Here is a 15,275-nt window from a genome sequence, read left to right on the forward strand (position 1 = left end):
TCTTCTAGACCGAGGCGTCGCTCACAGTGCCCAGCGCCGAGAGGGTCACGCCGTCGCTGCCAATATCGGCGCCGCCATAGCCGAGCATGCGGGCGAGTTGCGCCCGTGCCCGCCACACGCGGCTCTTGGCCGTGCCGATCTGGCATTCCATCACGGCAGCAGCCTCCTCGTAGCTCATGTTCTCAATGCCCACGAGAACCAGGGCCTCCCTCATCACGGGAGCGAGGCGGTCGAGGGCGGCGCGGACGTCCTGAAGGTCCAGATGGCCGCCCTGCTCGGGGGCGGCAGCAAGACGGCCGGCATAATCGCCGTCGCTATCAGGCACCTCACGGGTCTGTCGGCGATGGCGGCTGTAGAAGACGTTCCGCAAGATCGTGAACAGCCACGCTTCGAGGTTCGTCCCAGGCGAAAAGCCACCGCGCCCGCGCCACGCGCGTAGCAGGGCGTCCTGCACGAGATCGTCGGCGGCAGCGGGTTCGCGCGCGAGCGACAGGGCGAAGCGACGCAAGGCCGGGACGCTCGCCAGCAGCCCCGTGCGGAACGCCTCTTCATCATCCGCGCCCAAGCGTCCGGTTTGCCCCAGCGCCTTGTCCAGGCGCGAGAGCAGATCCGCGAAGCCGTCAGGCTCTCGTGGAGCGTCCTCGTAGGCAGCCCTCAAGAGCGCGCCGAGATGGCGGCGAATGGAATCGGGGAGGGCGGGGCCAGCCTCGCCGTCGAGGATCGCTACGTCGGGCTCAGTCATCAGGTCCGCTGAAAGACAGCGCGAGAGCAAATTGCCCCCGTCAGGACCTGGAGTGTCGCGCGTTCATCCGGCGACCGCCGCAACATGCATTAACCGGTACGGCCATACCAACCTTGCGCCGAACATGACGCAGGAGGCGATCTGGACGCCGATTCTAGCGACAAAGATGTTTGGGAACGTTCTGAAGTGGCGCGGGCGACGGGGCTCGAACCCGCGACCTCCGGCGTGACAGGCCGGCACTCTAACCAACTGAGCTACGCCCGCGCGGGCGGCCGCTTCGGAGGCACCTCAGTGCCGAGCGACGAGGCGGGGTTTATGGGGGCGGGCTCCCCCTGTCAAGCGCGAGTCGCGCAGGAAAAACGCATCCCTGGCGAGAAAGCTTGGCCGAAGCCGCGAAGGCACCTTGGTCGCAGGCGTCGCTCTGCCCCATGCGCGCTTCTGCCGTCTGCGCTCAGCACCGCGCGTACCCATCTCGATGAGACAACGCCGTTTGTGCGTCGCGGAACGCCCATTGTCATGCGGCGGCGCCTCGACTAAGCCACCGGCAAACGCATCCTGGCATAAGAACAATTCCACTGGGGGAGCCGGTCCGGCCTCGCGCCGCACCCGTTCCTCGTCTCGTGAGGCTCGGGCAATGACCGGATTGCTGGCGGATTATCTGCCGCTCATCGTCTTCATCGGGGTGGCGCTCTTCATCGCCACCGCCCTTCTGGTGGTCCCGTTTCTGGTTGCCTTCAAGGCACCGGATCCGGAGAAGCTGTCGGCCTACGAGTGCGGCTTCAACGCCTTCGATGACGCGCGCATGAAGTTCGACGTGCGCTTCTACCTCGTCGCCATCCTGTTCATCATCTTCGACCTTGAGGTCGCCTTCCTGTTCCCCTGGGCCATCACGTTTGGGGAACTGGGATGGTACGGCTTCTGGTCGATGATGGTCTTCCTCGGGGTGCTTACCGTTGGCTTCGTCTACGAGTGGCGCAAGGGCGCCCTCGAGTGGGACTAAGCCCCGAAAAGCCCTGAGACCGCACAGATTTCGAGGCGCTGCATGGCCCTGATCCAAGACCCCTCTTCACCGATTTCGCCCCGGACCCCGGCTTTCGCGCCGCAGCCGAAGGGCATCATCGACCCGAACACCGGCCGCCCGATCGGCGCGGACGATCCCACCTTCCTGTCGATCAGCGACGAGTTGGCCGATCGCGGCTTCCTGCTGACCAGCGCGGACGAGCTGATCAACTGGGCGCGCACCGGCTCGCTGATGTGGATGACCTTCGGCCTCGCCTGCTGCGCGGTCGAGATGATGCAGATGTCGATGCCGCGCTACGATTGCGAGCGCTTCGGCTTTGCCCCGCGCGCCTCACCACGCCAGTCGGACGTGATGATCGTGGCCGGCACGCTGACCAACAAGATGGCCCCGGCCCTGCGCAAGGTCTACGACCAGATGCCGGAGCCCCGCTACGTCATCTCGATGGGCTCCTGTGCCAACGGCGGCGGCTACTACCACTACTCCTATTCGGTGGTGCGCGGCTGCGACCGGGTGGTGCCGGTGGACATCTACGTTCCGGGCTGCCCGCCGACCGCGGAGGCGCTGCTCTACGGGGTGCTCCTGCTCCAGAAGAAGATCCGCCGCATCGGGACGATCGAGCGCTGACATGACGAACGGCATCTCGATCCTCGCCCACACGCTCACCGAGAGCGGCGAGGCGGCGCTGACCGCCCTGTCCGAGCGCATCGGCGGCGCGCTGGGCCCGGCCGTGGTCTCGCGGACCATCGCCTTCGGCGAACTGACCCTCGTCGTGCAGGCCTCGGACATCGTCTACGCGCTGACCTACCTGCGCGACGACCCAGCTTGCAGCTTCCGCTGCTTCATCGACATCTGCGGGGTCGATTACCCGCAGCGGGAGAGGCGGTTCGACGTCGTCTATCACCTGCTGTCGCTGCGTCATAACGCGCGCATCCGGGTGAAGGTGCAGACGGACGAAACCACGCCCGTCCCCTCGGTGATCGAGGTCTTCCCGGCCGCGAACTGGTTCGAGCGCGAGGCCTACGATCTTTACGGCATCCTGTTCTCGGGCCACCCCGACCTGCGTCGGCTGCTGACCGATTACGGATTCGAGGGCCATCCCCTGCGCAAGGACTTCCCGCTCACCGGCTTCGTCGAGGTTCGCTACGACCAGGACGAAGGCCGCGTCGTGTACGAGCCGGTCCAGCTGACGCAGGAATTCCGGAACTTCGACTTTCTCTCGCCGTGGGAGGGCACGGATTACGTGCTCCCGGGCGATGAGAAGAAGTCGGCCTGAGGCGCGGAGGTCGTCGTGACTGAGCACAACATCCGCAACTTTGCGATCAATTTCGGCCCGCAGCACCCGGCGGCGCACGGCGTGCTGCGCCTCGTGCTGGAGCTCGACGGCGAGGTGGTCGAGCGCGTCGATCCGCATATCGGCCTGCTTCACCGCGGAACCGAGAAGCTGATCGAGCACAAGACCTACGTCCAGGCGACGCCCTATTTCGACCGGCTCGACTACGTGTCGCCGATGAATCAGGAGCACGCCTTCTGCCTCGCGATCGAGAAGCTCGCGGGCATCGAGGTGCCGCGCCGGGCGAAGCTGATCCGCACCCTGTATTGTGAGATCGGGCGGCTGCTGTCGCACCTCCTGAACGTCACGACGCAGGCGATGGATGTCGGCGCCCTCACGCCCCCGCTCTGGGGCTTCGAGGAGCGCGAGAAGCTGATGATCTTCTACGAGCGGGCCTCCGGCGCCCGGCTCCACGCCAACTATTTCCGGCCCGGCGGCGTCCACCAGGACCTGCCGCCCAAGCTCATCGACGATATCGACGCCTTCTGCGACCCGTTCCTGCAAGTGGTGAACGACCTCGATGCGCTCGTCATGGAGAGCCGCATCTTCAAGCAGCGCAACGTCGATATCGGCATCGTCTCGGTGGACGAGGCGATGGAGTGGGGCTTCTCCGGCGTGATGGTGCGCGGCTCCGGCATCCCGTGGGACCTGCGCAAGAGCCAGCCCTACGAGTGCTACGAGGAGATGGATTTCGACATCCCCGTGGGCAAGAACGGCGACACCTACGACCGGCAGGTCATCCGCATGGAAGAGATGCGGGAATCGGCCAAGATCATGAAGCAGTGCTGCGCCAAGCTGCGCGAGCCCGCCGGACAGGGGCCGATCGCCTCCGTTGACGGCAAGTTCGCGCCGCCGCCGCGCCGGGAGATGAAGCGCTCGATGGAAGCGCTCATCCACCACTTCAAGCTCTACACCGAGGGCTTCCACGTCCCTGAGGGCGAGGTCTACGCCGCGGTCGAGGCGCCCAAAGGCGAGTTCGGCGTGTATCTCGTGTCGGACGGCACCAACAAGCCGTACCGTTGCAAGATCCGGGCTCCGGGATTTGCGCATTTGCAGGCGATGGACTGGATGTGCCGCGGGCACCTTCTGGCCGACGTGTCCTGCGTGCTCGGCACGCTCGACATCGTGTTCGGCGAAGTGGATCGGTAAGACAGCAGCGATGGCCAACCGCAGACTCGCCCCCGCCTCTGAGCAACCCCAAACCTTCGCCTTCACTCCCGAGAACGCGGAGTGGGCCAAGCACCAGATCGCGAAGTACCCGGAAGGGCGGCAGGCTTCGGCCGTGATTCCGCTCCTTTGGCGCGCCCAGGAGCAGAATGGCGGCTGGCTGCCCCAGAAGGCGATCGAGGCGGTGGCCGAGGAACTCGGCATGCCGAAGATCCGCGTGCTCGAGGTGGCGACCTTCTACACGATGTTCGCCTTGGAGCCGGTGGGCCGGTTCTGGATCCAGCTCTGCGGCACGGTGCCGTGCGATTCCTGCGGCGCACGCCAGTTGAAGGGGATGCTGGAGAAGCGCCTCGGCCCGCCCGGCCATGTCTCGGCGGACGGCAATTTCTCCTGGCTGGAGGTCGAGTGCCTGGGGGCGTGCTGCAACGCGCCGATGGTCCAGATCAATCAGGACTATTACGAGGACCTGACGCCGGAATCCCTCGGCAAGCTGATGGACGACCTCGCGGCGGGCCGCCCGGTCAAGATCGGCTCGCAGACGGGCCGGACCTCCTCCGAGCCGCAGGGCGCCGTGAATACCCTGACCGACGAGACCCTGTTCGACGGGTCGCGGGTCGGCGCGTGGCGTAAGCGGTTCGAGAAGGCGGAGGAGGCCGGGGCCGCCAAGGCCAATGAGGCCGAGGCCGCCGCGCAGCAGGCCGCCACCAACCCGAAGCCGGCCCGGCCCGATGCCGGGCGCCCGGTGGAGCGGACCGTCTCGGACGCCCCCGCTCAGCGTGCCGCCAATGGCGAGGAGCCGGTGAAACCGGAGGATCGGGCCGACGCCGCCGAGCGCGGCCACTCGCTCGCCAAGCATGGCGGCGCCCGCCAGCACGATTCGGATGCCCTCGATTCGCCCGCCAAGCGTGTCGCCGAGGGTGAGCCCGCCGCCGGTGACGAGGGCGGCCAGGAATTGCCGGGTCGGGATATCCCCCGCCGCCGCCGGAAGCCACGGGCGCCAGCGAAGCGGTCGAGGAGAAGCTCGACACGACCCGCAAGGATCAGTGAGGACCTGACATGCTCGCAGATCAGGATCGCATCTTCACCAACCTCTACGGCCTGCATTCGCCGGGTCTCGACGCCGCGAAGAAGCGCGGCGCCTGGGACGGGACCAAGTTCCTTCTGGAACAGGGTCGCGACTGGATCATCGAAGAGATGAAGGCCTCCGGCCTGCGCGGCCGTGGCGGCGCGGGCTTCCCGACCGGCCTGAAATGGTCGTTCATGCCCAAGAAGTCGGACGGGCGACCGCACTACCTCGTGGTCAATGCCGACGAGTCGGAGCCGGGCACCTGCAAGGATCGGGAGATTATGCGGCATGACCCGCATCTCCTGATCGAAGGCTGCATGCTGGCCTGCTTCGCCATGGGCGCGCACGCCTGCTACGTTTATATCCGCGGCGAGTATGTCGCTGAGAAGCACGCCCTGCAGAAGGCCGTCGATGAGGCCTACGAGGCGCGCCTCGTCGGACCGTCGAACGTCCACGACTACCCGTTCGACATCTACGTCCACCACGGCGCGGGCGCGTATATCTGCGGCGAGGAGACGGCCCTCATCGAGAGCCTCGAGGGCAAGAAGGGGATGCCGCGGCTGAAGCCGCCTTTCCCGGCCAATATGGGTCTCTATGGCTGCCCCACGACGGTGAACAACGTCGAGTCGATCGCGGTGGCGGGCACGATCCTGCGCCGGGGTGCCTCGTGGTTCGCCGGCCTCGGCGGCAAGAACAACACCGGCACGAAGCTCTTCTGCGTCTCGGGGCACGTCAACAAGCCGTGCAACGTCGAGGAGGAGTTGGGCATCACCTTCCGCGAGCTGATCGACAAGCATTGCGGCGGCATGCGCGGCGGCTGGGACAACCTGCTCTGCTCGATTCCCGGCGGTTCTTCGGTGCCGCTGGTGCCCGCCGAGCAGATCATCGACGCCAAGATGGACTTCGACACCCTGCGCAACCTCGGCTCCGGCCTGGGCACGGCGGCGGTGATCGTGCTGGACAGGTCCACCGACATCGTCGGCGCGATCGCGCGCATCTCGTACTTCTACAAGCACGAATCTTGCGGGCAGTGCACGCCCTGTCGCGAGGGCACCGGCTGGATGTGGCGGGTGCTGACGCGCATGGCCGAGGGCCGGGCGCAGAAGCGCGAGATCGACATGCTGTTCGAGGTGACGAAGCAGATCGAGGGCCACACGATCTGTGCGCTCGGCGACGCGGCGGCCTGGCCGATCCAGGGCCTCATCCGCCACTTCCGCCCCGAGATCGAGAAGCGGATCGACCAGTACAGCGCGAACCCGCATTCCGACCCGGTGCCGATGGCAGCGGAGTGATGATGACAAGCGACTCCAGCCCACAGCCTCATCCTGCGATGCCCGTGTCAGCGGGCCTCGAAGGAGACCTCCAGGGGTCGCGCGGCAGGCTGGAGGCCTCCTTCGAGGCTCGGCTCCGCCTCGCACCTCAGGATGAGGATGCGGGTGAGCCGAGCACTCGAGCGTTCGTGCCAGATTTCGAGACGATGCGATGACCAAGATCCTCATCGACGGCACCGAGGTCGAGGTTCCGGCCGACTACACGCTGCTCCAGGCGTGTGAGGTCGCCGGGGCGGAGATCCCGCGCTTCTGCTTCCACGAGCGGCTGTCCATCGCCGGCAATTGCCGCATGTGCCTCGTGGAGTTGAAAGGCGCGCCGAAACCCGTCGCCTCCTGCGCCTATGCGGTGAAGGATTGCCGCCCCGGCCCGAATGGCGAGCCGCCGGAGGTGCTGACGCGCTCGGGTCTCACCAAGAAGGCCCGCGAGGGGGTGATGGAGTTTCTCCTCATCAACCACCCGCTCGATTGCCCGATCTGCGACCAGGGCGGCCATTGCGACCTGCAGGACCAGGCGATGGCCTACGGCGTCGATTCGACCCGTTACCAGGAGAACAAGCGGGCGGTCGAAGAGAAGCATATCGGCCCGCTGGTGCGGACCGCGATGAACCGCTGCATCCATTGCACCCGCTGCGTGCGCTTCCTCGCGGAAGTCGCAGGCGTGCCGGATCTCGGCGCCATCGGGCGCGGCGAGGACATGGAGATCACCTCCTACCTCGAGCAGTCCATGGCCTCGGAGCTTCAAGGCAACGTCGCCGACCTCTGCCCGGTGGGCGCTCTCGTCCATAAGCCGCAAAGCTACAACGTCCGCCCCTGGGAGCTGTCCAAGACCGAATCGGTCGACGTGATGGACGCCGTGGGTTCGGCGATCCGCGTCGACACCCGTGGCCGCGAGGTCATGCAGATCGAGCCGCGGGTGAACGAGGACATCAACGAGGAGTGGATCTCCGACAAGACGCGCCACGTCGTGGACGGCCTGCGGATGCAGCGCCTCGACCGGCCGTACCTGCGCGAGAACGGGCGCCTGCGTCCGGCTTCCTGGGGCGAGGCGTTCCAGGCCATCGCGGCCAAGGTGAAGGGCACGGATCCGAAGCGCATCGGCGCCATCGTCGGCGATCTCGCCGCCGTGGAAGAAACCTTCGCCCTACGCGAACTGATCCGCAGCCTCGGCTCGCCGAACCTCGATTGCCGCCAGACCGGCGCGGCCCTCGATCCGGCGCTCGGCCGGGCGAGCTACCTGTTCAACCCGACCGTCGCGGGGATCGAAGCGGCGGACGCGATCCTGATCGTCGGTGCCAACCCGCGTACGGAAGCGTCCTTGCTGAACGTGCGCATCCGTAAGCGGTGGCGCATGGCCCCGCTGGCGGTGGGCGTCATCGGCGAGCAGATCGACCTGACCTATCCGAGCCACTATCTCGGCGCGGGTTCCGAATCATTGGCCGCTCTGACCCGGGGCGAGCACAGCTTCCTCGAGACTCTCAAGGAGGCGCAGGCGCCGCTCGTCATCGTCGGTGCGAACGTCTCCCCCGGCGTGATGGCCGCCGCCGCCAAGCTCGCGGACGCGATCGGCGCGACGGCCGAGGGCCGTCCGGGCTTCGGCGTGCTGCACCATGCCGCCGCACGGGTCGGCGCCCTCGATCTCGGCTTCGTGCCGGGGGAGGGCGGCCTGACCTTCGGCGAGATGATCGTCGGCAACGGCGTCGACGTGCTGTTCAACCTTGGCGCGGACGAGTGCGAGATCGCCCCCGGCGCGTTCGTAGTCTACCAGGGCACCCACGGCGACAAGGGCGCCTCCCGTGCCGACGTGATCCTGCCGGGCGCTGCCTATACTGAGAAGAACGCGACTTACGTGAACCTCGAAGGCCGCGTTCAGGTCGCGAACCGGGCGGGCTTCCCGCCGGGCGATGCCCGCGAGGATTGGGCGATCCTGCGTGCCCTGTCGGACGTGCTCGGCAAGCGCCTGCCGTTCGATTCGCTCATCGCGCTGCGCAAGGCGCTCTACGCGGCGCACCCGCATTTCGCTGGCGTCGATGCTGTGGAGCATGGTGACGTGGCGGGCGCTGTCGCGGCGTTGATCCAGCGCGGCGGCGAGACCGGGACCGGGGCCTTCGTGTCGCCGGTCGGTGATTTCTACCTGACCAACCCGATCGCCCGCGCCTCGCGCGTGCTGGCCGAGTGCTCGCGGCTCGCCCGCCAGCGTGCGGCCGAGCCGGCGCCCCTCGCGGCCGCCGAGTAGGAGAGCTCGATGACGCCCCTGGAAATGGTCGGGACCGTGCTCCTGATCGCGCTGAAGAGCTTCGTGTTGCTCGCGGCGCTCCTCGTCTTCATCGCCTATGCCCTGCTGGCCGATCGCAAGATCTGGGCGGCGGTGCAGCTGCGGCGCGGCCCGAACGTGGTCGGTCCCTACGGCCTGTTCCAGTCCTTCGCGGATTTGCTCAAGTTCGTGCTGAAGGAGCCGGTGATCCCGGCGGGCGCCAACAAGGCAATCTATCTGCTGGCGCCGCTGGTCTTCGCCATGCTCGCCCTGTCGAGCTGGGCGGTGATGCCGATCGCCGACGGCTGGGCCATCGCCGACATCAATGTCGGCATCACCTACATCTTCGCGATCTCGTCGCTCGGCGTGTACGGCGTCATTATGGGCGGCTGGGCGTCGAACTCGAAATATGCCTTCCTCGGAGCGCTCCGCTCGGCGGCGCAGATGATCTCCTACGAGGTCTCTCTGGGCTTCGTAATCATCTGCGTGCTGATGTGCGCGGGCTCGCTCAACCTCACGCGGATCGTGACGGCGCAGGATACGAGCCTCGGCCTGTTCGGCTGGTACTGGCTGTGGCTGTTCCCAATGTTCGTGGTGTTCTTCATCTCGGCGCTGGCCGAGACGAATCGCCCGCCCTTCGATCTGCCGGAGGCTGAATCGGCTCGTGGCCGGTTACATGGTCGAGTACTCCTCGACCCCGTACCTGCTGTTCATGCTGGGCGAGTACGTGGCCATCATGACCATGTGCGCGCTGGGTACGGTGCTCTTCCTGGGCGGCTGGCTCTCGCCGATCCCTTCGCGCCCTTCACCTGGGTGCCGGGCGTGATCTGGTTCGTGCTGAAGGCGAGCTTCCTGTTCTTCATGTTCGCGATGGTGAAGTCCATCGTGCCGCGCTACCGCTACGACCAACTGATGCGGCTGGGCTGGAAGGTGTTTCTGCCCCTGTCCCTCGTCTGCGTCGTCGTGGTGGCCTTCGTTCTCAAGGTCGCCGGCCTCGCCCCCGGCGCCTGACGTCACGGAACTTCGGAGATCCGGGCATGAAGCTCGATCAGATTGCCAAGAGCCTCCTGCTGAAGGAGTTCGTGTCCGGGATGGTTCTCGGCATGCGCTACTTCTTCAAGCCGAAGGCCACGATCAACTACCCGTTCGAGATGGGTCACCGGGGTCCGCGCTTCCGGGGCGAACACGCCCTGCGGCGCTACCCCAACGGTGAGGAACGGTGCATCGCCTGCAAGCTGTGCGAGGCGATCTGCCCAGCCCAGGCCATCACCATCGAGGCCGGCCCGCGCCGGAACGACGGCACACGGCGTACCACGCGCTACGACATCGACATGGTGAAGTGCATCTATTGCGGCATGTGCCAGGAGGCCTGCCCGGTCGATGCCATCGTCGAGGGGCCGAACTTCGAGTTCTCGACCGAGACCCGCGAGGAGCTGCTGTACGACAAGCAGAAATTGCTCCTGAACGGGGATCGCTGGGAGCGCGAGATCGCGCGCAACATCGCGATGGACGCGCCCTACCGCTGACAGGCACGCCCGCCTGTCCGCCGCCGCAATGCGGCAAAACCGTTGTGCCGGCTCGGGCCGGGTTCTATAGACGGGCCGCCTGCGGCGGCCTGACGCCACCGAGGCAGAAGGGGCCGCGCGAGCGGCCGGACGCACCAAGCGCATGACCGCAGCAGCCGCCTTCTTCTATCTGTTCGCGAGCATCACGGTCGCGTCCGGTTTCATGGTGATTGCATCCCGCAATCCCGTCGCATCCGTGCTGTTCCTGATTCTCGCCTTCGTGAACGCGGCGGGACTCTTCGTTCTGATGGGCGCCGAGTTTCTCGCGATGATCCTCGTGGTCGTCTATGTCGGCGCCGTCGCCGTGCTGTTCCTGTTCGTGGTGATGATGCTCGACGTGGATTTCGCCGAGCTGCGCCAGGGCTTCCAGCAATACCTGCCGATCGGCGCGCTAATCGGTGCGATCTTCCTGGTCGAGCTGCTGCTGGTCGTCGGCTCCTGGACCATCGATCCGGGCCTCGTGCAGGCGCCCCTGGGCAATGTCGCGAGCGCCGAAAACGTCACCAACGCCCAGGCGCTGGGCCGCGTGATCTACACGGAGTACGCGTACTTCTTCCAGATCGCCGGCCTCATCCTCCTTGTGGCGATGATCGGTGCGATCGTGCTGACGCTGCGGGATCGCCCGGGCGTGAAGCGCCAGAATATCGCGGTGCAGAACGCCCGCACCCAGGCCACCGCCGTTGAGACCCGCAAGGTGCCCTCGCGGCAGGGCGTGGAAGTCTGATGCCCGCCGGAGGTTTTTGAACGATGATCGGCCTCAGCCACTACCTCACCGTCGCGGCGATCCTGTTCACGCTCGGCGTGCTCGGCATCTTCATCAACCGCAAGAACATCATCGTCATCCTGATGTCGGTCGAGCTGATCCTGCTCTCGGTCAACATCAACCTCGTGGCCTTCTCGACCCAGCTTAACGACATCACCGGACAGGTCTTCGCCCTGTTCGTGCTGACCGTCGCAGCAGCCGAATCGGCCATCGGCCTCGCCATCCTGGTGGTGTTCTTCCGCAACCGTGGATCGATCGCGGTCGAGGACGTGAGCATGATGAAGGGCTGATCGAGCCCTTCGTCGTCTCCCAACCCGCCCCGCCCGACGCGAAGACGGACAGCCTTCCCCCGATGTACCACGCGATCGTCTTCTTCCCGCTCATCGGCGCCCTGACCGCCGGCCTGTTCGGGCGCTACCTCGGCGCGCGAACCTGCGAGCTGATCACCACGGCCTGCCTTGCCTTTTCGGCCCTGATCGCCTGGGGCGTCTTCGTCGACGGTGGCCCCGAGGTGCGGGTGCAGGTGGCCTCTTGGTTCACCGCCGGCGACCTGACGGTCGACTGGGCCTTCCGCATCGACACGCTGACGCGGGTGATGCTCGTGGTCGTGACCTCGGTCTCGACCCTCGTGCACCTCTACTCCATCGGCTACATGCACGAGGATCCGCACCGTCCGCGCTTCTTCGCGTACCTGTCGCTCTTCACCTTCGCCATGCTCATGCTGGTGACGGCGGACAACCTCGTTCAGATGTTCTTCGGCTGGGAAGGCGTCGGTCTCGCCTCCTACCTGCTGATCGGCTTCTGGTACGAGAAGCCCTCGGCCAACGCCGCCGCGATGAAGGCGTTCATCGTGAACCGCGTCGGCGATTTCGGGTTCTCGCTCGGCATCTTCCTCGTCTTCGTGCTGTTCGGCTCGGTGGCCTTCGACGGGATCTTCCCGAAGATCGACACCGTGAAGGACCTGAGCTTCCACTTCCTCGGCTATGACTGGAACGCCCTGACGCTCGCCTGCCTGCTCCTGTTCATGGGCGCCATGGGCAAGTCGGCGCAGTTCCTGCTGCACACGTGGCTGCCGGACGCGATGGAAGGCCCGACCCCGGTTTCGGCGCTCATCCACGCCGCGACCATGGTGACGGCGGGCGTGTTCATGGTCGCCCGGCTTTCGCCGCTGTTCGAGGTGGCGCCGAACGCGTTGATCGTCGTGACGGTCATCGGCGGCATCACCGCCTTCTTCGCGGCGACCGTCGGCCTCGTTCAGAACGACATCAAGCGCGTCATCGCGTACTCGACCTGCTCGCAGGCTCGGCTACATGTTCGTGGCGCTCGGCGTCGGCGCCTACTCGGCGGGCGTGTTCCACCTGTTCACCCACGCCTTCTTCAAGGCACTGCTGTTCCTCGGGGCCGGCTCGGTCATCCACGCGATGCACCACGAGCAGGACATGCGGAATATGGGGGCGCTGCGCCGCTACATCCCCTTCACCTGCGCGATGATGGCGATCGGCACCCTGGCGCTGATCGGCTTCCCCTTCACCGCCGGCTACTACTCGAAGGACGCGATCATCGAGGCGGCCTATGCCTCGACCCGGCCCGGCCACACCCTGGCCTTCCTGTGCACGGTGATCGCGGCCTTCTTCACCTCGTTCTACTCCTGGCGCCTGTTCTTCATGACCTTCGAGGGTCCGGCGCGCTGGGGCGTGCATGCCCACGGGCATCACGACGACCATGCCCACCCGGCGGTGGCCCATTCGGCCATGGCGCACGAGGCGGATGGCGCTCCGGGCCACACCGAGGGTGCGGCCCACGACAACAAGGGTCACGACATCGAGCCCGCGCATCACAGCGACCTCGTCGCGGATGACCATCACGGCCATGGCCATCACGGCGATCACACGCCGCACGAGAGCCCGCTGGTCATGACGATCCCGCTGGCGGTGCTGGCCTTCGGCGCCTTGTTCGCGGGCCTGATCTTCAAGAACCGCTTCATCGGCGAGGGCATGGACGCGTTCTGGGGCCACGCCCTGGCGCACGGCCCCGACAATCACATCATGCATGATATCCACCACGTCCCGGCGCTGGTGAGCTACGCCCCGTTCATCATGCTGGTCCTGGGCTTCGTCCTCGCCTTCTGGATGTACATCCGTCGGCCGGAACTGCCGGGCGCCCTGGCGGCGCAGCAGCCGAGCCTGTACCGCTTCCTGCTCAACAAGTGGTACGTGGACGAGATTTACGACGCGATCTTCGTGCGTCCCGCGAAGAAGTTCGGCCTGTTCCTCTGGAAGGAGGGTGACGGCCGGATCATCGACGGGTTCGGCCCGAACGGCGTCGCCGCCCGCGTCGTGGACGTCACCCGCGGGGTGGTCCGGCTCCAGACCGGCTACGTCTACCACTACGCGTTCGTCATGCTCATCGGCGTCGCCGGCCTCATCGAGCTGGTACCTGATGTCCGGTCTTCCCAAGGGTGGCCACTGATGCGGCGGCCTTCGTTGCGGCAGGCAGAGGGGAATACGCAGTAAATGTTCGGCCTCGGCATCCTCTCCGGTCTGCTGATCGTGCCGCTCCTCGGAGCGGCCTTCATCCTCACGCTGAATGGCGACGAGGCGTCGGTGGCACGCAACAGCCGCTGGGCGGCCTTGGCGACCACCCTGGTCGTGTTCGTGCTCTCGCTGGTGGCGTGGTCGCGCTATGACGCCACCTCGTCGAGCTTCCAGCTCGTGGAGAGCCATGCGTGGCTCGCCGAGACGATCCGCTTCAAGCTCGGCGTCGACGGCTTCTCCATGCCGCTCGTGCTGCTCACGACCTTCCTGATGCCGTTCTGCATCGGGGCCTCGTGGAACTCGATCACGGTCCGCGTGAAGGAATACTACGTCGCCTTCCTGGTCCTGGAGACCACGATGATCGGCGTGTTCCAGGCCCTCGACCTCGTCCTGTTCTACCTGTTCTTCGAAGCAGGCCTGATCCCGATGTTCCTCATCATCGGCATCTGGGGCGGCAAGCGCCGGATCTACGCGAGCTTCAAGTTCTTCCTCTACACCCTGCTCGGCTCGGTGCTGATGCTGCTCGCCATCATGGCGATGCAGTGGGAGGCCGGGACCACCGACATCCCGACCCTGCTGCAGCACCGCTTCCCGGCGGGCCTGCAATGGTGGCTGTGGCTCGCCTTCTTCGCCTCCTTCGCGGTGAAGATGCCGATGTGGCCGGTCCATACGTGGCTTCCCGACGCGCACGTCGAGGCGCCGACGGCTGGCTCGGTGATCCTGGCCGGCATCCTGCTCAAGCTCGGCGGCTACGGCTTCATCCGGATCTCGCTGCCGATGTTTCCGCTGGCGAGCCAGGAATTCGCGCCGCTCGTCTTCGCCCTCTCGGTGGTCGCGATCATCTTCACATCGCTCACCGCGATGATGCAGACCGACATCAAGAAGCTCATCGCTTACTCGTCGGTCGCCCATATGGGCTTCGTGACGCTCGGCCTGTTCACCCTCAACGAGCAGGGCATCCAGGGTGCGCTGTTCCTGATGATCTCGCACGGCATCGTCTCCGGCGCGCTCTTCCTCTGCGTCGGCGTCGTCTATGACCGGATGCACACCCGCGAGATCGCGGCCTATGGCGGCCTCGTGAAGCGCATGCCGCTCTACGCGGCGGCGATGATGGTGTTCACCATGGCCAATGTCGGCCTGCCCGGCACGTCCGGCTTCGTCGGCGAGTTCCTGTCGATGATGGGCGCCTTCAAGGCCAACCCGATGGTTGCCTTCTTCTCGACCTTCGGCATCATCCTGTCGGCGGGCTACGCCCTGTGGCTCTACGCCCGCGTGATCTACGGGAAGCTCGACAAGTCCAACCTTCAGGGCATCCTCGACCTCGACCTGCGCGAGAAGATCATCATCGCTCCGCTGGTCGCCCTCACCATCTACTACGGCGTGCATCCCGCGCCCGTGCTCGACGTGTTCGCGCCTTCCACCGAGGCGTTGATGACGGGCATGAAGGCCGCGCTCGCCAACACCCAGACCGCGGCGGCTGCGCTGCCGGTCCCGCGCTGAGGCCG

The 15,275-nt window shown here is 66.2% G+C and carries 13 protein-coding genes, 1 tRNA gene and 1 pseudogene; 13 read left to right on the forward strand and 2 right to left on the reverse strand.

Annotated features, from left to right (window positions below; translation table 11 throughout):
- Nucleotides 1–4: 4 nt before the first annotated feature.
- Nucleotides 5–742, reverse strand: coding sequence for a sigma-70 family RNA polymerase sigma factor (locus tag ACFQE0_RS18225; RefSeq protein ID WP_378972182.1), 738 nt, complete (start codon nt 740–742; stop codon nt 5–7).
- Nucleotides 743–929: 187 nt separating this feature from the next.
- A tRNA-Asp gene (locus ACFQE0_RS18230) sits at nt 930–1,006 on the reverse strand.
- Between the two features lie 370 nt (nt 1,007–1,376).
- Here ACFQE0_RS18230 and ACFQE0_RS18235 point away from each other — a divergent pair.
- The 13 genes and pseudogenes from ACFQE0_RS18235 (at nt 1,377) to ACFQE0_RS18295 (ending at nt 15,270) form a co-directional block, all read left to right on the forward strand.
- Complete coding sequence (locus ACFQE0_RS18235; protein WP_378972184.1) at nt 1,377–1,742, forward strand: NADH-quinone oxidoreductase subunit A; 366 nt, start codon at nt 1,377–1,379, stop codon at nt 1,740–1,742.
- A 42-nt stretch (nt 1,743–1,784) separates the two neighbouring features.
- Nucleotides 1,785–2,387, forward strand: coding sequence for a NuoB/complex I 20 kDa subunit family protein (locus ACFQE0_RS18240; protein WP_378972187.1), 603 nt, complete (start codon nt 1,785–1,787; stop codon nt 2,385–2,387).
- A gap of 1 nt (nt 2,388) precedes the next feature.
- Nucleotides 2,389–3,036: an NADH-quinone oxidoreductase subunit C gene (locus tag ACFQE0_RS18245; protein ID WP_378972189.1), complete on the forward strand. Its 648-nt coding sequence runs from the start codon at nt 2,389–2,391 to the stop codon at nt 3,034–3,036.
- A gap of 15 nt (nt 3,037–3,051) precedes the next feature.
- Nucleotides 3,052–4,242: an NADH-quinone oxidoreductase subunit D gene (locus ACFQE0_RS18250; RefSeq protein WP_378972192.1), complete on the forward strand. Its 1,191-nt coding sequence runs from the start codon at nt 3,052–3,054 to the stop codon at nt 4,240–4,242.
- 10 nt (nt 4,243–4,252) lie between these two features.
- Entirely contained in the window at nt 4,253–5,458 is a 1,206-nt protein-coding gene (gene nuoE / locus ACFQE0_RS18255) for an NADH-quinone oxidoreductase subunit NuoE (protein WP_378972195.1), read from the forward strand.
- A complete protein-coding gene (nuoF, locus tag ACFQE0_RS18260) occupies nt 5,359–6,618 on the forward strand; it encodes an NADH-quinone oxidoreductase subunit NuoF (RefSeq protein WP_378975562.1) in 1,260 nt (419 codons plus the stop codon). The genes nuoE and nuoF overlap by 100 nt, the downstream gene beginning before the upstream one ends.
- A gap of 190 nt (nt 6,619–6,808) precedes the next feature.
- Entirely contained in the window at nt 6,809–8,890 is a 2,082-nt protein-coding gene (nuoG, locus tag ACFQE0_RS18265; RefSeq protein WP_378972197.1) for an NADH-quinone oxidoreductase subunit NuoG, read from the forward strand.
- Between the two features lie 9 nt (nt 8,891–8,899).
- Nucleotides 8,900–9,919 (forward strand): NADH-quinone oxidoreductase subunit H, encoded by a 1,020-nt coding sequence (locus ACFQE0_RS18270; RefSeq protein ID WP_465264078.1) that lies wholly within the window; start codon nt 8,900–8,902, stop codon nt 9,917–9,919.
- A 26-nt stretch (nt 9,920–9,945) separates the two neighbouring features.
- Entirely contained in the window at nt 9,946–10,434 is a 489-nt protein-coding gene (gene nuoI, locus ACFQE0_RS18275) for an NADH-quinone oxidoreductase subunit NuoI (RefSeq protein WP_238206107.1), read from the forward strand.
- A 142-nt stretch (nt 10,435–10,576) separates the two neighbouring features.
- Nucleotides 10,577–11,197: an NADH-quinone oxidoreductase subunit J gene (locus ACFQE0_RS18280; RefSeq protein ID WP_378972199.1), complete on the forward strand. Its 621-nt coding sequence runs from the start codon at nt 10,577–10,579 to the stop codon at nt 11,195–11,197.
- A gap of 23 nt (nt 11,198–11,220) precedes the next feature.
- Nucleotides 11,221–11,526 carry an NADH-quinone oxidoreductase subunit NuoK gene (gene nuoK, locus ACFQE0_RS18285; RefSeq protein WP_010686008.1) on the forward strand — a complete coding sequence of 102 codons (306 nt, stop codon included), beginning with the start codon at nt 11,221–11,223 and terminating at the stop codon, nt 11,524–11,526.
- Nucleotides 11,527–11,588: 62 nt separating this feature from the next.
- Nucleotides 11,589–13,705 (forward strand): annotated as a pseudogene (gene nuoL, locus ACFQE0_RS18290) (NADH-quinone oxidoreductase subunit L).
- A 44-nt stretch (nt 13,706–13,749) separates the two neighbouring features.
- Nucleotides 13,750–15,270: an NADH-quinone oxidoreductase subunit M gene (locus tag ACFQE0_RS18295; RefSeq protein WP_378972202.1), complete on the forward strand. Its 1,521-nt coding sequence runs from the start codon at nt 13,750–13,752 to the stop codon at nt 15,268–15,270.
- Nucleotides 15,271–15,275 lie beyond the last annotated feature (5 nt).

The sequence above is a fragment of the Methylobacterium komagatae genome (assembly GCF_042661665.1).
GTDB classification, from domain to species: Bacteria; Pseudomonadota; Alphaproteobacteria; order Rhizobiales; family Beijerinckiaceae; genus Methylobacterium; species Methylobacterium komagatae.